At 74.3% G+C, this 20,433-nt stretch carries 18 protein-coding genes; 10 read left to right on the forward strand and 8 right to left on the reverse strand.

Going from position 1 to position 20,433, the window contains the following annotated elements; translation table 11 throughout:
• Positions 1-43: 43 nt before the first annotated feature.
• The 5 genes from ACIA6T_RS10460 (at position 44) to ACIA6T_RS10480 (ending at position 6,851) form a co-directional block, all read left to right on the forward strand.
• Positions 44-1,306: a hypothetical protein gene (locus tag ACIA6T_RS10460; RefSeq protein WP_399446151.1), complete on the forward strand. Its 1,263-nt coding sequence runs from the start codon at positions 44-46 to the stop codon at positions 1,304-1,306.
• Positions 1,307-1,645: 339 nt separating this feature from the next.
• Positions 1,646-2,059, forward strand: coding sequence for a hypothetical protein (locus ACIA6T_RS10465; RefSeq protein WP_399446152.1), 414 nt, complete (start codon positions 1,646-1,648; stop codon positions 2,057-2,059).
• A complete protein-coding gene (locus ACIA6T_RS10470) occupies positions 2,056-3,189 on the forward strand; it encodes a hypothetical protein (protein WP_399446153.1) in 1,134 nt (377 codons plus the stop codon). Before ACIA6T_RS10465 ends, ACIA6T_RS10470 begins: the two co-directional genes overlap by 4 nt.
• 639 nt (positions 3,190-3,828) lie before the next feature.
• Positions 3,829-5,034, forward strand: coding sequence for an acyltransferase family protein (locus tag ACIA6T_RS10475; RefSeq protein ID WP_399446154.1), 1,206 nt, complete (start codon positions 3,829-3,831; stop codon positions 5,032-5,034).
• A gap of 239 nt (positions 5,035-5,273) precedes the next feature.
• On the forward strand, positions 5,274-6,851 hold the full coding sequence (locus tag ACIA6T_RS10480; protein ID WP_399446155.1) for a carbohydrate-binding protein: 1,578 nt from the start codon (positions 5,274-5,276) through the stop codon (positions 6,849-6,851).
• 68 nt (positions 6,852-6,919) lie between these two features.
• Here ACIA6T_RS10480 and ACIA6T_RS10485 read toward each other — a convergent pair whose 3' ends face one another.
• The gene (locus ACIA6T_RS10485) at positions 6,920-8,086 is read right to left on the reverse strand and encodes a sugar ABC transporter substrate-binding protein (protein WP_399446156.1); all 1,167 of its coding nucleotides are present in this window, start codon (positions 8,084-8,086) and stop codon (positions 6,920-6,922) included.
• A 234-nt stretch (positions 8,087-8,320) separates the two neighbouring features.
• Here ACIA6T_RS10485 and ACIA6T_RS10490 point away from each other — a divergent pair, with 234 nt between their 5' ends.
• The gene (locus ACIA6T_RS10490) at positions 8,321-9,112 is read left to right on the forward strand and encodes a hypothetical protein (RefSeq protein WP_399446157.1); all 792 of its coding nucleotides are present in this window, start codon (positions 8,321-8,323) and stop codon (positions 9,110-9,112) included.
• 78 nt (positions 9,113-9,190) lie between these two features.
• Positions 9,191-9,511: an antibiotic biosynthesis monooxygenase family protein gene (locus tag ACIA6T_RS10495; RefSeq protein ID WP_399446158.1), complete on the forward strand. Its 321-nt coding sequence runs from the start codon at positions 9,191-9,193 to the stop codon at positions 9,509-9,511.
• 142 nt (positions 9,512-9,653) lie between these two features.
• Here the strand turns inward: ACIA6T_RS10495 and ACIA6T_RS10500 are convergent, their stop codons facing one another.
• The gene (locus tag ACIA6T_RS10500; protein WP_003969786.1) at positions 9,654-9,857 is read right to left on the reverse strand and encodes a cold-shock protein; all 204 of its coding nucleotides are present in this window, start codon (positions 9,855-9,857) and stop codon (positions 9,654-9,656) included.
• A 241-nt stretch (positions 9,858-10,098) separates the two neighbouring features.
• Positions 10,099-10,479: a MerR family transcriptional regulator gene (locus ACIA6T_RS10505; protein ID WP_399446159.1), complete on the reverse strand. Its 381-nt coding sequence runs from the start codon at positions 10,477-10,479 to the stop codon at positions 10,099-10,101.
• Between the two features lie 866 nt (positions 10,480-11,345).
• Between ACIA6T_RS10505 and ACIA6T_RS10510 the strand changes: the two genes are divergently transcribed.
• A complete protein-coding gene (locus ACIA6T_RS10510; protein WP_399446160.1) occupies positions 11,346-11,717 on the forward strand; it encodes a DUF6479 family protein in 372 nt (123 codons plus the stop codon).
• Between the two features lie 2 nt (positions 11,718-11,719).
• Here ACIA6T_RS10510 and ACIA6T_RS10515 read toward each other — a convergent pair whose 3' ends face one another.
• A complete protein-coding gene (locus ACIA6T_RS10515; RefSeq protein WP_399446161.1) occupies positions 11,720-12,484 on the reverse strand; it encodes an Ig-like domain-containing protein in 765 nt (254 codons plus the stop codon).
• 188 nt (positions 12,485-12,672) lie between these two features.
• Here ACIA6T_RS10515 and ACIA6T_RS10520 point away from each other — a divergent pair, with 188 nt between their 5' ends.
• On the forward strand, positions 12,673-13,059 hold the full coding sequence (locus ACIA6T_RS10520; RefSeq protein WP_399446162.1) for a hypothetical protein: 387 nt from the start codon (positions 12,673-12,675) through the stop codon (positions 13,057-13,059).
• A gap of 42 nt (positions 13,060-13,101) precedes the next feature.
• On the opposite strand, the gene ACIA6T_RS10525 is transcribed toward ACIA6T_RS10520, so the two are convergent.
• Positions 13,102-14,805, reverse strand: a complete 1,704-nt coding sequence (locus ACIA6T_RS10525) for an alpha-amylase family glycosyl hydrolase (protein ID WP_399446163.1) — start codon at positions 14,803-14,805, stop codon at positions 13,102-13,104.
• 551 nt (positions 14,806-15,356) lie between these two features.
• On the reverse strand, positions 15,357-16,580 hold the full coding sequence (gene thrS, locus ACIA6T_RS10530) for a threonine--tRNA ligase (RefSeq protein WP_399446164.1): 1,224 nt from the start codon (positions 16,578-16,580) through the stop codon (positions 15,357-15,359).
• A gap of 299 nt (positions 16,581-16,879) precedes the next feature.
• On the opposite strand from thrS, the gene ACIA6T_RS10535 reads away from it, so the two are divergent.
• Complete coding sequence (locus tag ACIA6T_RS10535; protein WP_399446165.1) at positions 16,880-17,692, forward strand: hypothetical protein; 813 nt, start codon at positions 16,880-16,882, stop codon at positions 17,690-17,692.
• 332 nt (positions 17,693-18,024) lie between these two features.
• On the opposite strand, the gene ACIA6T_RS10540 is transcribed toward ACIA6T_RS10535, so the two are convergent.
• Complete coding sequence (locus ACIA6T_RS10540) at positions 18,025-18,762, reverse strand: GAF and ANTAR domain-containing protein (protein ID WP_399446166.1); 738 nt, start codon at positions 18,760-18,762, stop codon at positions 18,025-18,027.
• 73 nt (positions 18,763-18,835) lie between these two features.
• Positions 18,836-20,179 (reverse strand): tetratricopeptide repeat protein, encoded by a 1,344-nt coding sequence (locus ACIA6T_RS10545; protein ID WP_399446167.1) that lies wholly within the window; start codon positions 20,177-20,179, stop codon positions 18,836-18,838.
• Positions 20,180-20,433: the final 254 nt, after the last annotated feature.

Here is a 20,433-nt window from a genome sequence, read left to right on the forward strand (position 1 = left end):
GACGGGGCCCGGGGGAGCCCGGGGATCAGGGAGGGAAGCGCGGATGGCCGGAGCCGCTCCGGAGGGCACGCGGGGCATCCTGCTGCGCGGTGCCCCCAGCGGGGAGCACTGGGCCCACGCCGCCTTCTCGCTGAGTCCCGCCCCGCTGCCCGGGGGCCTCTACCCGGAGTTCTCCGAAGCCCGGCGCAGGGCGGACCGGGTCGCCGCCGAGCGGACCTGGCTGGCGGCTCTCTGGACGGACCGCACCACCGCCCGCTGGGACCTGCGCTTCCTCAGCGATCCGGCGAGCGGGCGGATCGACACCGTCCTCATCGCCCAGTGGTACGGCGCCGACGCGGCAGCCGCGGTCCGGGCCGCGCGGGACGGGCTTCCCGCTCTGGCCCGGTTCCCGGCGCACGTGACGGGGACCCGGATCGAGGACACCGCGGAGATCGGGCGTCTGCTCGCCCCGTTCGTGCCGGGGCCGGGCGCGATCGCCGAGATCCGCAAGCGCATCACCTGCCGGACCCTGACCCGGCTCTGGGGAACGGAACGCATCGCGACCGCGGTCTCCCGGTTCGACGCCCACGACCCCTCCTGGGACCGGGTATGGGCCCAGCTGGCCGCGGAACCGCGGCGGACGGTGGTCAGCGTGTGTCTCGAACCGTGCTCCGCTCCCGCCGGACTCGCCGAGGGCCTGACGATGAGGGCGCAGGCGTTCGGGACACTCGCGGTGCCGGGACCACCCGATCCCTTGTACGGGACCCCCGTACCGGGCGACCCCTTCGCCCGGGAGGCACACGCTCTGTACGAGGCGGCCTCACGGCGTTGCACCGGGCGGCTGCACCGGGCGCGCGTCTCGGTCGCCGCCGAGGGGGACGCGCCGGTGTCCGACGTCCTGACCGGCCTCATCGGCCACACCCTGGCGCCGACGAGCTCCGGGGCGGTCGTCGTCCGCCCGCAGGACCGGGAGGATCACCGAGTGGCCTGCGGCAACCTGCTGGGCGTCAACCGGGACTGGCAGCGTGAGGCCTACTGGCAGGAGGTCCCCGCGTTCCTGCGGGCCGCGCCCGGGGGACAGCTGTGGCTGAGCGATCCGGGCACGGTGGCGGCCCTCGCCGACCTCGTGGACGCCGACGAGGCGGCCGCCGTCCTCCGCCTGCCCCACGAGGAGCCCGGTGAGCCCGAACTCTTCGCGCTGAAACGGCGGGCGCCGGACACCGCCCGCCACGGAGCACCCACCGCCGGCGCCGGTGGCGGTGGCGGTGGCGGTGGCGGTGGCGGTGGCGACGACACCGGCTGGACCGACTTCGGTACCGGTGGCTGACCGCCGTGTTCCGGTCCCACGGCCGTCCGGAACGGCCGTCGGACCGACGCGACCACCTGACACGACCGGCCGACCGACCACCCGACGCGACCGACCGACCAGCCGACCGACGCAGCCAACCGACGCGACCACCTGACACGACCGGCCGACCGACCAGCCGACGCGACCGACCGACCAGCCGACCAGCCGACCAGCCGACCAGCCGACCGACGCAACCAACCGACGCGACCACCTGACACGACCGGCCGACCGACCAGCCGACGCGACCGACCGACCAGCCGACCGACGCAACCAACCGACGCAGCCAACCGACCGACCGACGAACAGGAGCCACTGAACATGCCCGACACACCCGCGTCCCAGGCGCCGGAGAACGCTCTGACGTTCGCCTTTCCGGGGTCGCAGGACCAAGTGGACACCCTGAACCGGGACCTGGCGGACTGGATCAACGCCACGGACCAGCTGGGCGGCACGGCGGGTCTGCGGACCGCGCCGCCCGCCCCCGGCGAACAGGGCGACGTCGCCGTCGCCGTGGACATCGTCAACGCCTCCGCCGCGGTGATCGCCGCGGCCACCAACGCGTTCTTCCTCTGGCTTCAGCAACGGCGGCCGACCTACCGGCGGATCGAGTTCGAGGTCGTACGGCCCGACGGCACCCGGGTCAGTGGCGCGGTCGACGACGAGGACCAACTGCCCGCGGTCATGGACCGACTGTCCGGGTTCGTCGCCGCACCGCCCGGAGCGGATGAATGACCTGGGCCACGTGGCGTCCCGCCCCTGACGCCGCGTGCGCGCTGCTCGTCGGCACGGGGCGGCACGTCCGCCCCGGTTCCCTGCCCCCCATCCCGCAGGCCGTGACCGCGGCCCGGGCGCTCGGGGCCGCCCTCAGCGGCGACCGGGGCGTGTTCGACGCGCGGCGGACCGCGGTGGTCCCGGATCCCGCCGACACCCGTCAGGTGCTGGACCCCCTGCGCCGTATGGCCCGGGAACCGGGCCTCGACCTGCTGCTCTTCTTCTACTGCGGCCACGGACTGCTCGGCCGGGACGACCGTCTCTGCCTGGCGCTCACCCCCTCCGCCCGGACCGGCGGCGGGGGCGATCCGAACCCGTCCCTGCCGTTCGCCGAAGTCGCCGGACTGATGCGGGAGTCGCCGGCGAGGCACAAGGTCGCGATCCTCGACTGCTGCTTCTCCGGCCGCGCCCTCGGTCCGGACGGCCACGGCATCCACCTGCTCACCGCGTGCGGCCGTACCCAGAAGGCGCTGTTCCCGCCCGGGGGAACACTCACCGGGTTCACCGGGGAACTGCTCCGGGTCCTCGACGAGGGCATCCCCGACGGGCCCCGCCACCTCGGCCTCTCCGACCTCCACGACCGGCTGGCGGTGGTCCTGCCGACCACCCCCGCACCGCGGACCGGTCTCTTCCCCGCCGGGTACCCCGCGCCCCACCAGCAGACCGTCGACGGCTCGGGCCACATCGCGCTGGCGGCCAACCCGGCCCACGGCACCCGGCGGACACCGGCGGGACTGCGTGCCCGGGGCGCCTTCGCCCAGCGGCTCAGGAAACTCACCGAGCCGTCACCCGACACCCCCGTGCCCGACCCGGCGAGGCTGCCGCAACTGGTCCACGTCCTGGCCGACCTGGCCCGGGAGTCGGCCGAACTCCTGGGCCCGCTCGACGACTTCACCGTCGACGCCCGTCGCAACCACGCCGCCATGACCGGTGCCGCCGGGTCCCCCGGGCAGGCCGCGGCCCTGCTGTCCGCCCTGGCCGACGCCCTCCGCGCGCAGTCGCCCGGCCACCGGGCCCTTCCCGGAACGGAACGCGCCCTGGCCCACTGGAGCCGGGAACGCGACCTCGCCCGCCCCGCACACCGCGCCTGACGACGATTCGCGGGTCCCGAAAGAGCGAAGGGGTCCCCTTTCGGCGGAATCTCGTTGAATCCCAAAGCTCCTCATGCGAGGAGCTCCGCCGGATCGCCCCGGAGGCCGTGGGCGCCGTGGTGAACCACCGCCGCATCGTCGACGGACGCCACGCCCTCGGCCCCGCCCGGTGGCGCGCCGCCGGCTGGGAGTACCGCGCCCCCGGCCGCCCGTGACGAGAGGGTGCGCACCGTTCCGGCCCTGGGCCGGAACCCGGCGCGCCGGGAACCCGGAGGAGCGGCCCCGTCCCACCGGCTCACGCCCGGCCGGGCGGCCCGGGGCCGGTCCGTGCCCCGCGCGCGCCGGGGGTGAGAGGTCACGAGCGGCTGCCGAGGGCGTCGTCACCGCGGTGACGACGGCCGCGGGCCGACACCCCCTCGTGGCCTCGCCGCGGTGCGCGGGCCCGCTCGCCCGCGCGCCGTCGGCTTCGCACGGGGCGGCGCCCGCGCGGGACGGCGGTGGCGGTTCGGCGTGGTCCACCTGCGTGGTTCTCGTTCCGCCGGCCCGGTGATCGGGTGCGGAGGAGGCATGGGTCCACGGTTTCCGGAAAGGCGGAACGGGTTACTCCCATGTAGTCGGCAGCGGGGAGCGTTCTCGTTCATGGCTCAGGAAGCGGGCCCGGCGACAGCAGAAGAATCCGGTACGGGGACGAAAGCGGCGGAGCCGCGCGGACGCGTCAGACCCGACGCGACGGGCGGCCGGGGCTTTCCGTCCGCGGTGGCGCACAGCGGACGGGTGAGCGGCCTGGACGGGCTGCGGACGGTGGCGGTCGCACTGGTGCTCGTCTACCACGTGACCCCGGACGCACTGCCGGGCGGCTCGGTCGCCGTGGACCTCTTCTTCACCCTCAGCGGTTTCGTCATCACCCGGCTGCTGCTCGCCGAGTACGCCCGCACCGGCGGCGTAGCCCTGCTCCCCTTCTACCGGCGGCGCTGGCTGCGGCTCGTCCCCGCGCTGCTGGTCCTGTGCGCGGTCTGCGCGATCCTGTCGGCGACCACCTCGCTGTGGGGTTTCGACCACTCCCCGGAGGCGGCGGGGCTGTCGGCGCTGTTCCTGGTCAACGTCGTACGGGCCATGGAGTCCGGACCGTACGGCGACATGATGGGGCCGCTCGCGCACACCTGGTCGCTGGGGGTGGAGGAGCAGTTCTATCTGTTCTGGCCGCTCGTGCTGCTGGTGCTGCTGCGGTACGCCCGCGCCCGCACGGTGCTGCTCTGCACGGCGGTCCTGTGCGCGCTGCCCGTGCTGTGGCGCTTCGCCCTGTGGCAGCCGGACGCGGTCCACCGCATCTACAACGGCACCGACACCCGCGCCGACCAGCTGCTGGCCGGCGCCCTCGTCGCCGTGGTCCTGGCACGGCTGCGCGCCGACGATCCCCGGCTGGCGGCCCTGCGCACCTGGACGGGCCGGCTGGCCTGGCCGGCGCTGGGCCTGCTGGCGCTGGTGGCCTGGCGGATGCCGGTGACCGCCGGCGCGGGCTCCTGGACGGCCGTCTGGTACACCGTAGGGTTCCTGCTGGTGGCGGCCCTGTCCGCCACCTTGGTCACGGCCCTCGAACTGCGCCCCGCCCAGGGACTCTCCCGGCTGCTCTCGCTCACGCCGCTGACCTGGGTGGGCCGCAACCTGAGCTACGGCATCTACCTGTGGCACTACCCCGTCGTACGCCTGCTGGCCTCCCTCGGCATGAAGGACGGACTCCTGCCGGCCACGGCCGTACTGACCGTCCTGCTGGCCCTGCTGTCGTACTACGCCATCGAGGCACCGTGCCTGCGCCGGGCCCGGCGCCCCGCACCGGTCCGGATCTGATCACCTGCCGCCGCCTCGGCCGGGGCGTGGCCGCGTCCGCCGCCCGGCCCGTGCCCGGCCTCGCGCCGGTGCCGTCGCTCCCACGACCGGTAGTTCATGGATGTAAATCTGGTTCAGCGTCAAAGCTCTTGACGTGCCCACGGCAGGCCCCTACCGTCCCGGAAAGCGCTTTCTCCGTTCACTCACTCGAACGCACCGAAGAACTCGTCCCACCAGCCGACCGAACCTGGAGACGAACGATGCACCTGAGACCCGCCCTCGCCTGCGCCGGCCTGCTGGCCGGTACGCTCGTCGCGTTGTCCGGCAATCCCGCGCAGGCCGCCACCGTGCGGTACGAGGCCGAGGGGTCCTCGGCGGTCTGTACCGGCGCCATCGAGACCGAGTGGGCCGGATACTCCGGCAGCGGCTTCTGCAACGGCACCAACGGCACCGGCGGCTACGCCCAGTTCACCGTCAGCGCCTCCGCCGACGGCACGGCGACGGTCCAGGTGCGCTTCGCCAACGGCAGCGGCAGCGCACGCGCCGCGAACATCGTGGTGAACGGCAGCACGGTCGCGTCCGCCTCCTTCGAGGCCACCGGCGACTGGACGGGCTGGACGACGAAGACGCTCACCGTGCCGGTGCGGTCGGGCGGCAACACCGTCCGGTTCACGCCCACCTCGTCCGCCGGACTGCCCAACCTCGACTACATCGACGTGGAGACGAGCGGCGACACGACCACCCCGCCGCCCGCCTCCGCGCTCTACGTCGCACCGGGCGGCAGCGCCGGCGCGTCCGGCACCCAGTCCGACCCGACCACACTCACCTCCGCGATCGACCGCATCACCCCCGGCGGCACGATCTACCTGCGCGGCGGCACGTACCACCACTCCCAGACGGTCACCATCCCGGCCGGCAACAACGGCACCTCGGGCGACCGGACCGAGCTGGCCGCCTACCCGGGCGAGACGCCCGTACTGAACTTCTCGGCACAGAGCGAGAGTTCGTCGAACCGCGGGCTCGCCGTGAACGGGTCCTACTGGCACGTCAAGGGGATCGTCGTCGAACACGCCGGGGACAACGGCATCTTCGTCGGCGGCAGCGACAACGTCTTCGAACGCACGGTGACCCGCTACAACCGCGACACCGGCCTGCAGCTCTCCCGGATGGCCTCCGACACGCCCCGCGACCAGTGGCCGTCCGACAACCTCGTCCTGAGCGCCGAGTCCCACGACAACGCCGACTCCGACGGCGAGGACGCCGACGGCTTCGCCGCCAAGCTCACCTCAGGCCCCGGCAACGTCTTCCGCTACGCCGTCTCCCACAACAACATCGACGACGGCTGGGACCTCTACACCAAGGACGACACGGGCGCGATCGGCGCGGTCACCATCGAGGACTCCCTCGCCTACGAGAACGGCACCCTCTCCAACGGCGGCCAGGCCGGCAACGGCGACCGCAACGGCTACAAGCTCGGCGGCGAGGACATCGGGGTCGACCACGTCATCCGGCGCAGCATCGCCTACGACAACGGCAAGCACGGGTTCACCTACAACAGCAACCCGGGCTCGATGACCGTGTCGAACAACCTCAGCGTCGACAACGCCGAGCGCAACTTCAACTTCGACGCCGGCAGTTCGGTGTTCCGCAACAACACCTCGTGCCGCAGCGGCAGCGGGACGAACGACCGGATCATCGGCGACTCCGACAGCTCGAACCAGTTCTGGTCCGGCTCCAACGGCTCCCGGTGCGCGACCTACTCCGGCGCGCTGGGCTGGTCCTTCGCCTCCGACGGGCGGTTGGTCGTCACCCTCGGCGGGCGGGTCGTGACGCCGTAGGGACCGTGACGCGGCGGCCGGCCCCCGGTGGGAACCGGGGGCCGGCCGTTCGCCCTTCCCACGGCTTCCTACGACGTCAGGCCGATCTCCGCGCAGTCCGCCGCGTACGCCTCGGTGCAGATGTCCTCGACGGTGTAGACGCCGTCCTGGACCACCGTGGCCTCGATGTTCTCCCTCGTGAGGGCGACCACCGGGACCAGCATCGCCGGGATGTCCTTGCGCGTCGGGCTGTCGACCACGTCACGCGCCAGCGCGTCGAACTGGATCGACCGCTTCTGCACCTTCGCCACCGCCATGTCCGCGGCCCCCGTCGCCTCCAGCAGGAACGACTTGTACACCGTCATGTACTGCTCGCCCGAGACGATCCGCCGCACCGCCGCCAGGTCGGCGTCCTGCCCGGTCACCGGCGGCAGGTCGGTGACACCCGCGTCCTGGAGCACCTCGATGACGGCACCGGCCATGCCGTCGTTCGCCGAGTAGACGGCGGCGATGTTCCCGGCGCCGACCTCCTTCACCGCCTCGCGCATGTGCTCCGCGGCGACCTCGGGCAGCCACTTCCTGGTGTCGTACGACTTGGCGATGTCCACCTTGCCGTTCAGTTCGCCGAGCGCGCCCTTGCGGAACAGTGCCGTGTTCGGGTCGGCGGGCGCGCCGTTCACCATGACGACCTTGCTGTTCTCGGCGTCCTCGCCGAGCGCGTTCACGAGGGCACGGCCCTGCACCTGGCCGACGAGCTCGTTGTCGTGGGAGACGTACGCGTCGATCGGGCCCTCGGCGAGACGGTCGTAGGCGATGACGGGTATGCCCGCCGCCTTCGCCCTCTCCACGTCCGGTGCGACGGCCCCGGAGTCCACCGCGTTCACCACGATCACGTCGACCTCGTCGGCGACCATCTTCCGGAACTGCTCGCTCTGCCTGTCCTCGCTGCCCTCGGCGTTGGCGTAGACGACCTCGCCCTGCTTGTTGGTGAGGGACGAGACGCGGTCCTCGATGAGGGGGCGGTCGAACTTCTCGAAGCGCGCCGTGTCCTTGTCGGGCAGCAGCAGGCCCACGGTGATGTCGTAGCTCCTGTTCGGTGACGCGGACGCGCCGTCGCCGCCCACCGCGCCGACGACACCGCACGCGGTGAGCGACAGGGCCGACAGGCCGGCGGTCAGGAGCAGGGCGGGGCGGCGTACGGAGGCGGCGCGGGTGCGGGGGGTGGTGCGGGTGCGGGGGGTGGTGCGGGGGTTCACGTGGGGGGCCTTCCGGGCGAGTGCGACGGGGCGACCAAGTGACTGTGTCCGTTGTGCGGGGGTGCGGCAGCCATGCTCACGGCACTCTCGCGGGCTGCGCGGAGAATGTGCGCAGGAGCGGCACACAGACTGCACACAGTGGGCCGAGAGCGTCGTTAGCGTGGCTGTCCCCTGCTCCGGACCCCTCGCCCCGGCGGGCGTCGGAGTCGGTACGCCAACTCAGGAAGACAGCGGATGGACTACTGCTCCACGTGTCGCCGGCATCTGAACGGCGCCCTGGTCTGCCCGGGCTGCGGTGCCTACGCCCCCGACATCGCGCCCGCCGTCATCGGCGGCCGTACCGTCCCCGGACCGGCGACGGCCGCCGCGCCCGGTGCCGTCGTCACTCCCCCGGCCCCGCCTCCCGGCGACGTGCCGCGGAACCCCGGGCCCACGGGGACGGGCCGGGCGGCGCGGCGGCGGCAACTGGTCCGCTGGAAGAAGACCCAGCGGCGGGCCCTGGTCGCGACGGCCGTCGCCCTCGTCGGAGGCGGGCTGACCCTCGCCTCCATGGACCGGGGCGGCACGGACCGCGCCCAGGCCGCCACGGCACCCGATCTCCGTGGCATGGGCGGCGCCGAGGCCCCCGCGGACCGGTACGACGACCTGGACGTCCCGGCCCCCTCCCCGGACCGTACGGCGCGGTCGCCCTCGGCCGACGACGGGCGCGGGCGGACGGACACCGAAGCCGTACCGGCACCCACCGCCCCCTCCCGCACGGACGGCGCCGCCGCCCCGGAGACGGCGGTACCGTCGCAGCCGCGTACGGCCTCCCCGGACCCCGTCTCCCGCTCGGACACGGATCCGGGACCGGAACCCGTACCGGGCTCCGGGACGACCACCCGGCCGGCGTCGCCACCCCCGACCGCCGACGGCGACACCGGCCAGGACGAGAGCTCCCAGCCCGCTCCCTCCCCTCCTGCCGCACCACCGGCGGCCGAGCCGGACCCCTCCCGGCTCTGCCTCCTGGTGATCTGCCTCGGCTGACCTCCCTCCGGGGCGCCGCACCCGCCCCGGCCACGCCCCACCGCGCGGCCCGGACCGGCCCTGCGGAACAATCGGGACATGAGCATCGTCAAGATCAACGTACTCACGGTCCCGGCGGAGCAGCGCGAGACGCTGGAGCAGCGGTTCGCCGCGCGGGCGGGAGCGGTGGAGGGTTCGGACGGGTTCGAGTGGTTCGAGCTGCTGCGTCCGGTGGAGGGCACCGACACCTACCTCGTCTACACCCGCTGGCGGACCGAGGAGGACTTCCAGCGCTGGATGGCCGGCCGCGGCCAGGCCGCCCACGGCGGGGCCTCCGGTGAGAAGCCCCGGCCGGCGGCCACGGACGCCACGCTGTGGTCCTTCGAGGTGGTCCAGCAGGCCGCGCCCAAGCAGGACTGACGCCGGGGCCGCCCCCTCGGCTCGGACGCGGGGACGGCTAATTGACCCCGCGTGAAATGCACATGAAAAGGGGTCGGAAAGCAAAGAGCAGGGGCCCGCACCGAAGTGCGGGCCCCTGCTCCTGCAATCCCTGCGCCGGTGATCAGGCGGGGACGATGTTCTCCGCCTGCGGGCCCTTCTGGCCCTGCGTGACGTCGAAGCTCACCTTCTGGCCTTCCTGGAGCTCACGGAAGCCGGAGGTGGCGATGTTCGAGTAGTGGGCGAAGACGTCGGCGCCGCCGCCGTCCTGCTCGATGAAGCCGAAGCCCTTTTCCGAGTTGAACCACTTCACCGTACCGGTGGCCATATCAATTCTCCTGAGACAGTGCCGGGACTCGCACTTTACGAATCCCTTCATCGTCGCGATGATCACCTGCCCGGAGACCCGGTAGCAAACTGGCAACCACAACTGCAACTGGCGTCAGCCTAGCACGGAAGAAGTCAACGGCAAGCGAGGAAAATCACTGGAATAAAACGCCGGTGGCGTGTTTAGGGAAAGAGATTTTCTCCGGCCGGAGCGGAAATCCTGTTTCGGCGGGGACAGATTTTCAGCGGTGTCCGTGGACCGCCCCCACGTCGCGTCGGCGCAGCTCCTCGTTGGCGCGCTCGGCCTGTTCCAGCTGGTCCTCGAGGCTGACGATGCGGCACGCGGCGTCGACCGGTGTGCCCTGGTCGACCAGTTCGCGGGCCCGGACGGCCAGCCTCAGCTGGTGGCGCGAGTAGCGGCGGTGGCCGCCCCCCGAGCGCGTCGGGGCGATCAGCCGCGCCTCGCCCAGGGCGCGGAGAAAAGCGGGTGTGGCTCCGACCAGTTCGGCGGCCCTGCCCATGGTGTAGGCCGGGAAATGGTCGTCGTCGAGCCGGTCGGCGACGGGGAGCCGGTCCCGGTCCGGCTGCCGGCCGTCGGCGTACGGCTGACTTTCCGAGGGCATACGCGCCTTTCCGCGGACCACGGTGGGCACGGTCCGCCACGGGGACGGGTTCCCCACGGGGAACTCTAGTCGGCTCGACGGAAAACCTGCCGTGGCGGCGGCAGATGTCCTGCACCAGGACACGTACGGCGGCCGTGCCCGCTCCCGGCGGGTGCGGTACGAACCCATCGCGCCGGGGACACCACCGGATCGGAGGACCCCGACGTCCGGCAGACGGGTGGCCATGGGCTCGCCGGCGCCGCGGTCGGCGGCCGGGGCCGCGCCCCTCGGCCGGCCCCGGAAGGCCACGTCGACGAGGGTGGCGCGGGTGGAGAAGCGGCGGCGGGGCGTCGCGCCGCCGCCGGTCGGCGGGACGTCGGGCCGCCGCCGGTCGGCGGGACGTCGGGCCCCTGCCCGGCGAGGACAGCGCCCCGGCAACCGGCTCCGGCCGCGCGGAGCGCCCCGCCGACGCCGGGATGCTGTCGGCGAATCCCGTCGCCGTTCGGTATTTGGAGCATTCCTCCCGGCCCGACGCCGCTTATGCGGTGTTTCGCCGGGAGAAACGCTCCCATCATGGCGCCGAGACGGGCGCCTGGCGGCCGTCCGACGGATTCGCCAACGGCATCACGCCGGGGGCGGGGCGGCGGGACGCCGGTGCCGACAGGCGGGGGCGCGGGGGCGGGAAGGCCGGGGACGGGGGCGCGGGGGCGGGAAGGCCGGGGCGGGCCCCGAGCTGCACACGTGGGGACGCGACGGCCCGTCCCGGCCTTCCTCTGGGCGCAATCTGTCATGCCGTCCCGGTGGGCGCCCGCCGGGGCGGGCCACGAGCGTGACAAGGCGGGACATTCCAGGCGCTTTATCCCATTTCTTCGGCCATACTCGGAAGCATGAACACGGCAACGTATGTAGTTCTGGCCGCGGACACGCACAAGTGGGCCGTCTTCGTGGCCTTCCTCGGCGGGCTGATCGTGGCCGGTGCGCTGGTCTGGGCCGTACGTGTCGGGATGCGGTACATGGACCGGGAGGAACCCCGCCCCACCGCGGAGGACCAGCCGAGGCTGCCGGACGGCGGTGCGGTCCGCGAGATGCGGGAGATCCGGGAGCCGGACGAGATGCCGGACATGTCGAGGACCGGCTCACGGCTCATGCCCTACGAGCTCCATCACGCCGGGTCCAGAACGGGCAAGGACCAGCAACGCAAGCGCTGGGCGCCCGGATCCAGCGGCGCCTTCGGCAGCGGAGGCCCAGGAAACGTGTGACGTCACCGGGCCGGGGCGGCGTCCCCCACGGTGATCTGGATCTGCTCGCCCGACGCGCTCACGCCGTTCAGGGCGGCGGTGGCCTGGAGCCGGTTGGGGCCGTCCGGGAGGGCGGGGCCGGGGGCGCAGCTCCAGCGGCCGTCGGCCCCCGCGGTGTCGGTGCACACCTCGTGGCCGTCCTGGTCGGAGACGGTGACCTGCGCGCCCGGGTGGGCCGTACCGGCGATCACCGGCCGCGCGCCCAGCGGCACACCGGACTCCGGGCGGGTCAGGGCCGGCTCGGCCAGCCCCACGGTCACCTGACAGCCGCCGGTCGCGCGGACCGTGCCGGCCGCGTCCGCGAGCCGCAGGACGCATCCGCTCAACCGGGTCCCGGGCACCGCGTCCGCGGGCACCGCCAGCACGAAGGGGAAGGTACCCGCCCGCCAGGGCCGCTCCGCCGAGACCGCGGTGTAGACCGCGTCGCGGCCGTCGGCGGCCACGGCGCCCCGGTAGCCGGGGGCGTCGAGGGGGGCACCCGTCACCCGGGCCCCGGCGGGTGCGGTCAGGGTCAGCGTGGAACCGGTGCCGGGGGCGGGGCCGGTGGGTCCCGCGGCCTCGACGACGCCGTCCCGGCCGGGCGGGATCGTCACGGCGCCCCAGAGGACCCGGTCGCGCGCCGCCGGGGCGCCGTCGGCGGCGGACGCCCCGCCCGCCGGCCACGCACCCGCGAGGATCCCGGCCGCCGTCAGCACGGCGGCCGCCGCTGTCCTGCTGGACCTGTTCATCGTCGGCGGGCTCCCTGTACGGCCGTCACGGACACCCCCGGAGCCGATTCTGCCGGGGTGCCCGCGCGGGCCGCCCGCACTGGACGGCCGTACGGGTGGGCCGGGCGCGGAACCCGCTTCCGGACCGGACGGCGGGAGGGGCACAGTGGAACGAAGGACAGCGGAACGGGCACGGGAGGTGTTCCGGTGTGATCACCGAGCTTGCCGTCGAGCGGGTCGAGTTCACGTGCGGCGCGTGCTGGCACCACTGGAGCGTGGACTACGACGTCCAGCGCAACATGGACGGCCTCGGGGAGGAGTGGGAGTACTTCTACCGGGACAACACCGCCGTCCCCTCCCCGTACACCCCCGACGGCGCCCCGCCCTGCGAGCACTGCGGACGCCACTGGGTCGGACACCTGGTCGCCCGCCGTCCGGTACCGCTGCCGGGCGTCTCCGACGCGCCGCGCAGCCGCGTCCCGCCGGAGGGCCTGCACCGTCCGGAGCGCCACCGGGCCCCGCTGCTGGAGGCCGACAGCCATCCGCAGCCGCCCAGGGAGCCCCCGGAGGACCGGCCGGTCACGGCCCCGCTCTGACCGTCCCGGCCCCGGCGGGCCGGGACCGGGACGGTGTGCCGGTCAGCGGCCGAGCCAGGCCGTGGTGTCCGGGCCGAGGCGGCCGTCCTCCAGGGGTGCGCTGGTCAGCAGGACCTCGCCCGCCGGGAGGGAGACCGGGTCGGGGGACAGGTTGGTCACGCAGCGCCAGCCGTCGCCGCGGTCGAACTGCAGGACCCCCGCCGGGGTCTCCTCCGCCCAGGTCAGCGTCTCGCCGTCGATCAGCTTGCGGCGCGTGCGCAGGGCCGTGCGGTACAGCTCCAGGGTCGAGCCCTCGGCACCGTCCTGCGCCTCGACGGCGTACGCGGCGAAGGACGGCGGCTGCGGCAGCCAGGCACCGGCCGCCCCGAAGCCGTACGACGGGCCGGTCGTCGTCCACGGCAGCGGCACCCGGCACCCGTCGCGGCCCTTGCGGACGTGCCCCGTCTGTTCCCAGATCGGGTCCTGGAGGACCTCGGTGGGCAGGTCGGCGACCTCGGGCAGGCCCAGTTCCTCGCCCTGGTAGAGGTACGCCGAGCCGGGGAGCGCCAGCATCAGCAGGGTGGCGGCGCGGGCCCGGCGCAGTCCGGCGTCCGGGTCGACGGCGGGGGCGTGGCCGCCGGACAGCAGCCAGGCGTTCTCGTCCGTGCCCGGCGGCAGCGCCAGCCGGGAGGCGTGCCGGACGACGTCGTGGTTGGAGAGCACCCAGGTCGCCGAGGCGCCCGCGGCGTGCGCGGTCTCCAGCGAGTCGGTGATGACCCGGCGCAGCTCCTCCGCGGCCCACCCGGCTTGCAGGTACTCGAAGTTGAAGGCCTGGCCCAGTTCGTCCGGACGGGCGTACAGGGCGCGCCGCTCACCGGGGACCCAGGCCTCGGCGACGGCCATCCGGGGCGGGGAGTAGGCGTCGAGGATCTTGCGCCAGTCGCGGTAGATCTCGTGCACCTCGTCCCGGTCGTAGAAGGGATGGGTGCCGGGCGGGAAGTCGGCGAGGGCGCCCTCGCGGCTCAGCTCGGGGGAGCCGAGGTCGCGCAGCGGCTCGTCGAGGTCCTTGGCGAGGGCGTGCGCGACGTCCACGCGGAAGCCGTCCACGCCCCGGTCGGACCAGAACCGCAGGGTGGTGCGGACGTCGGCGCGGACGTCCGGGTGGCCCCAGTTGAGGTCGGGCTGCTCGGCGGCGAACAGGTGCAGGTACCACTGTCCGTCCGGCACCCGCTGCCAGGCGCTGCCGCCGAACACGGACTGCCAGTCGGTGGGCGGCAGCTCGCCCCGTTCCCCCTTGCCGTCGCGGAAGACGTAGCGGTCGCGGGCCGGGGAGCCGGGTCCGGCGCGCAGCGCCTCCTGGAACCAGACGTGCTGGTCGGAGCTGTGGTTGGGGACGATGTCGACGATCACCTTCAGCCCGAGCCGGTGGGCCTCGGCGACGAGCTCGGCGAAGTCGTCGAGGGTGCCCAGGCGGGGGTCGACGTCGCGCGGGTCGGTGACGTCGTAGCCGCCGTCGGCGAGCTCGGAGGGGTAGAAGGGGCTCAGCCAGAGGGCGTCGACGCCGAGGGCGGCGAGGTGGGTGAGGCGACGGGTGATGCCGCGCAGGTCACCGAGTCCGTCGCCGTCGGCGTCGGCGAAGCTGCGGGGGTAGACCTGGTAGACGACGGCCTGCCGCCACCAGTCGGGGTTCCTGGAGGAGAGGTCGGGCGTGGCGTCGGGGGCGGGGTGCGGCGGCCGGGGGTCGGGCGCGGTGGTGCGATCGGTCACGCGGTCTCCTCTGGGTGCGTGCGGGTACCGGCAGAGAACCTGTCCACTTCACCGTAAAAGCGAACACACCGGAAGTGTGGAGCCCTTCCCCTCGGGTGTGGCGCACGGCACTTTCACCCTGTTCGCCGGAACCGGACCGGTGACCGGCCATCCCTCGGCGTGCGCGACCGCCCCCGGTCCGGACTTCACGGAGCGGGCCACGTCCGCGTCGGGACCGACGCCCGCCGGGGCCCGCTCACGGGTGCGCTCACGCGGCTCGGACACACCACCGCGGACGCGACGGCCGACCCCGGGCCGACCCCGGGCCGACCCCGGGCCGACCCCGGGCCGACCGGAGACCGGACCGGAAGCCGGACCGGAGACCGGACCGGAGACCGGACCGGAAGCCGGACCGGAAGCCGGACCGGAGACCGGACCGGAGACCGGACCGGAGACCGGACCGGAGACCGGGCCGAGGACCAAGCTGTGGGCCGGCCGAGGACCAAGCTGTGGGTCGGGGAGACCTGGGCGGGGGTCGGACGAGGGTTTTCCGCCCGGTGCGCGCCGTGGTCCTATGCGGATTCCCAGAGCCCGGTGCCGCGCCGCGCCGACCGCTCCGCGATCCGCCGCAGCAGTTCCTCCGCGGGCAGGGCGCCGGGCCGCCTCCCGTCCCTGAGCCGTACGGCGAGCAGCCCGCCCTCGGCCTCCCGGGCGCCGAGGACCGCCTGGTACGGCACCAGCCGGGACCGGCGGATCCGGGCGCCGAGGCTGCCCTCGCCCGCCCCGGTCACCTCGGCCCGCAGGCCCAGCTCGCCGGCCCTCCGTACGACGTCGTACGCCCGTTCCTCCTGCGCCTCGCCCACCGGCAGCACCGCCAGCTGGACCGGGGCCAGCCACACCGGGAAGGCGCCGCCGTGTTCCTCGATGAGGTGGGCGACCGCCCGTTCCACGCTGCCGATGACGCTGCGGTGCACCATGACGGGGCGGTGCCGGGCGCCGTCGGGGCCGGTGTAGCGCAGGTCGAAGCGTTCCGGCTGGTGGAAGTCGATCTGCACGGTGGACAGGGTGGACTCGCGGCCCGCCGGGTCGGTGATCTGCACGTCGATCTTCGGGCCGTAGAAGGCGGCCTCCCCCGCGACGGCCTCGTACTCGGTCCCGGAGGCGTCCAGGACCTCGCGCAGGAGGGCGGTGGCCCGTTCCCACAGGGCGGGGTCGGCGACGTACTTGCCGCCGCCGCCCGGCAGGGAGAGGCGGTGGCGGGCGGCGCGGACGCCGAGGTCGGCGTAGGCGCGGGAGATGAGCGCGAGGGCGGCGCGGGCCTCCTCCACGGCCTGTTCCAGGGTGCAGAAGATGTGCGCGTCGTTGAGCTGGATGGCCCGTACGCGGGTCAGGCCGCCCAGCACCCCGGACGGCTCGGAGCGGTACATGCCGCCCAGCTCGGCCAGGCGCAACGGCAGCTCCCGGTAACTGCGGGAGCGGGAGCGGTAGATGAGGGCGTGGTGCGGACAGAGGCTCGGCCGCAGGACGACCTGCTCCGCGCCCAGCTCCATGGGCGGGAACATGTCCTCGCTGTAGTGGTCCCAGTGGCCGGAGATCTCGTACAGCTCGCGTTTGCCGAGCACCGGCGAGTACACGTGCCGGTACCCGGCCGCGCGTTCCGCCTCGCGGACGTACTCCTCCAGGGTGTGCCGTACGAGGGCGCCGTCGGGCAGCCAGTACGGCAGGCCCGCGCCCATCAGCGGGTCGGTGTCGAACAGGCCGAGTTCGCGGCCGAGACGTCGGTGGTCGTGCTGCACGGTGGGCTCCTCGTGGCCGGGAGGCGAGCCCCACGCGCGACGAAGCCCCGGGGCACTCGCCCCGGGGCTTCGTCAGTGGTCAGCTGTCAGCGCGCCGGGACCTGGTCCGGCGTCGTCGTGCGGGACGAGTGGGCGCGCTGCATGCCGGCGACGCTAACAGGAGGACGGGCGGCGGGCGAGCCGTTTTCCCCCGGGCGGCTCACCCGAACGACCCGCCGCGCTGGTGGGGCGGGCGGCCCGGTGGTGCCGTAGGAGCACGTCCGCTCGTGGACGGTCCGGTTCCCCCAGGAGGCACCCCGATGACCCATGCCCCGGCCGCCGCCCGCACCCTCCTCGCCGCCGCGCTGTCGGGGACGGCCCTGCTGACCGCGGCGGCGTGCGTGGCCGGCGACCGGGAGGTGCCGCGCGCACTGCCCGCGGGCGTGTCCGAACCGCCGTCGGTCTCCGCGCCGGCGGCTCCCGCGGCTTCCCCCGCCGCCCGTCCCTCACCCTCCGCCCAGGCACTGAGCGAGGAACAGCTGCGGGCGGCGCTGATCACGGAGACGGACCTGGGGGAGCCGTGGACGGCGAGCCGGGGCGCGGCGACCTGGCGGGACGGGATGCTCAAGGCGAGGACGGAGAACGCCGACTGCCGTCGGCTGCTCGACACCCTCTACACGGAGGAGTTGTTCGGCCCGCCGGCCGGACCGAACGCCACCGCCACGCTCGACGACGCCCACGACGACTCCCAGCTGCGCTACCAGGTCGCCGCGCACCCGCCCACCGACGTGGACCGCGTCCTGGCCTGGATGAGGACGCTGCCGGAGAAGTGCGAGCGGTTCGAGGCGACGACCGTCCGGGCCGGCGACCAGCTCGTCGAGGTGGCGGAGCTTCCGCTCCCGGAGGCCGGTGACGCGCGGGCGGGGCTGCGGCTGACGATGACCGGGAAGGCGTCCGACGGAGCCCCGACGCACCTCACCGTGAACCTCGCGGCGGTCCGCGTCGGCGAGGACACGATCACCCTCACCAACGGCGGCCTCGGCGCGGTCCTCCCCGAGGTCACCCGGGCGATGGCCCAGCTCGGCGCGGACCGCCTGGCGGACGTCGGCCGGCAGGCACGGGTACGGGTCTGAGGCGGCCCCCGCCGGAAGCCGGCCGGCGGTCGACTCAGGCGGTCCACCGCCTGCTTGGCCTCGACCAGGTCCGCGCCCGTGTTCTCGCGGTAGAGCTTGATCGCCTGGATCTTCTTGCCCCGGCGTACGAGGGCGAGTATCCCGTCCCTCCCCGGTATCTCCTCGTGAAGGTCCAAGTGCCGCATCACCGCGTCGAGTCTGCGCTCGACGCGGGCGGCGCGGCGGTCCGCCCGGGAGAGGTGGTCCCGGATCGTCATGACGCCGAGGATCACGACGCAGGTGAGGAAGAGGACGGCGATGTCCATGACCGTCAAGGGTGGACAGGCGCGCGGTCAAAATGTGTCGAAGCGGCGGCGGTGGGAGACCACGTCCAGGGCCACCTCCAGGGCCGTGCGGCCGTGGGCGAAGGCGTCGGCGCGCAGGCGGGCCAGGGCCTCGTCGGCGCCGACGCCCAGCTGGGCCATGATCATGCCGACGGCCTGGTGGACACGGTCGTGGTCGGCGGCCAGTCCGCTGAGCCAGGGTCCGCCGTCGCCCCGGAGGTCGTACGGCAGGTCCGTCAGCGCCACCGTCATGGCGCCGGCGACGAGCCGGGCCACCCGCAGCTGGCCGTCGGTGAGTCCGCCGGGGCTGCCGCGGTAGAGGTCGAGGGAGCCGACGCAGACGGTGCCGCTGCCGAGGGGGAGCGCGTACACGGCGCGCACTCCGGCACCGAGCGCCTGCTGGGCGAAGACGGGCCAGCGGTCGGCGCAGCCGGCGGCGGCGAGGTCGCGGGCGAGGACCGGCGCGCCGGCCTCCAGGACGTGGCGGCAGGGGCCGTCGCCCAGGGTGGCCTGGAGCTGGGCCAGACGCGCGGCCCGCGGACCGGAGGCGCCGATCTGTACGGGCAGCAGGCCGTCGCCGCGCAGCGACACGCTCGCGCCGTCCACCGGCAGCAGCTCGACGGCCACCGCGCACAGCCGCCCCGGTACGGCGGCCGGCCCGGCGCCGCGCAGCTCCGCGGCGATCACGCCGAGCACCCGCGCGTCGTCTCCGTCCGGCTCGCCCCCAGGGTCGTCCCCGGGCCGCACGCCCACCGCCTCCTTCGGCCGTTCACCCCCCGAAGCGAGCCCCGACTACCCGTCCCGCCGCACCCCGAAACGGTCAGACCGGGGGCTGGGCGGGCGCCGGGCCCAGCGTGGTCGTCCCGGGGGCCGTGCGGTGGCCCAGGCCGGTGCGGTAGGCGTCCAGGGCCGCCTCGACGCGGCCGGTGCGGCGCAGCAGGTCACCGAGGAGGCGGCACAGGTCGGCCAGGTCACCGGCCGCGCCCGCGCGCTCCAGCAGGCTCATCGCGCGCACGTAGTGCTCCTCGGCCCGCTCGGCGTCGCGGGCGTCCTCGGCGATGATCCCGAGCAGCCGGTGCGCCGCCGCCGCGTGCACCGCGCCCCGCTCGGGGGAGAGCCCGCCGAGCACGTCCTCCAGCAGGGCCGCCGCCTCCCGGGTGCTGCCGCGCCGGCGCAGTACGTCGGCCAGTTCGACGGTCACCTGGCTGCTGTAGAGGGACGCCCGCTTGGCCGACAGCATCGCCAGCGCCTCGCGCATCTCCTCCTCGGCGCGCTCCAGTTCGCCGTTCTGCGCGTACACGTAGCCGCGCATCCAGTGGCAGTTGGCCAGTTCGGTACGGAGCTGCAGCCCGCGGTACAGCTCCGCCGCCTTGGCCAGCGAGGCGTCCGCCTCGGCGAGGCGGCCCTCGGCGAGCAGGGTGCGGGCCACCGACCGGTGCATGCGCGCCACCAGCGCCGGGTCGCCGGACTGCGGCGCGAGCGCCAGCGCGAACTCCGCCGCCTGCGCGGCCCGCGCGTGCGCGCCCATGTCCATGTACGGGCCGATCGCGCTGGCGTAGAGCAGCAGCAGCGCGTCCGGGTCGTGCAGGCCGCCCCGGTTCAGTTCGTCGATCGTGGACTCGAGGAGGTAGACCGCGTACCGCAGTTCGCCCGCGAGGTAGTGGGCGACGGCCCGTCCGCGCAGCGCCGGCACCCGTGCGGGCAGCGGTGCCTCGGCGAGCCGGGCCTCGGCCCGCTCGAAGTACCCGCGTCCCTCGGCCAGTTCACCGGTCTCCAGGGCGCACTCCCCGAGCCCGAGCAGCGCGGCGGCCTGCTCCTCGGCCAGGCCCTGCGCCTCCGCCTCGGCGAGCAGCCCGGCGTACTGCTCCACCGCGGCCTCCGTCTCGCCGACGGCGAGCGTGCGCCGCGCCTCGGTCAGCCGCAGGTGCAGCTCGGTCACGAGCCGGGCGGAACGTCCGGTGGCCAGTTCGTCGAACGCGACTCCGAGACGGTCGGCGAGATGCCGTAACGCGTCGTCGGAGGGGCGCACCCGGCCCGCCTCCAGCGTGGAGACGTACGCGGGCGTGTACACCGGCTCCGCCAGCTGCCTCTGGGTCAGCCCGCGCTCCACCCGTAACTGCTGCACCCGCCGCCCGATGGTCGCCGGCTCGTCCCGTTCCCCCACGCCAACTCCCCCAGTGCCTCTTGCCGTTCGTGTCCGACAGCCCCTAGGTTAAACCGCGGATTAAACGTGCTTAACCCGTCGCTGTTGGGAGGCCGCCGTGCTGGAACCCACACGCACCACCGAACGTTACGCCCGTGGCCTCGCCGCGGCCGTCGCCGCGGTCGCGGCACTGGTCCTGGCGGCCAACGCGGGCCCGGCCAAGGCCGCCGACCCCGAACCGGACCGGCGGACCACGACACCGGCGGCGGAGACGG

Source organism: Streptomyces sp. NPDC051740, from assembly GCF_044453165.1.
Classification (GTDB): domain Bacteria; phylum Actinomycetota; class Actinomycetes; order Streptomycetales; family Streptomycetaceae; genus Streptomyces; species Streptomyces atrovirens.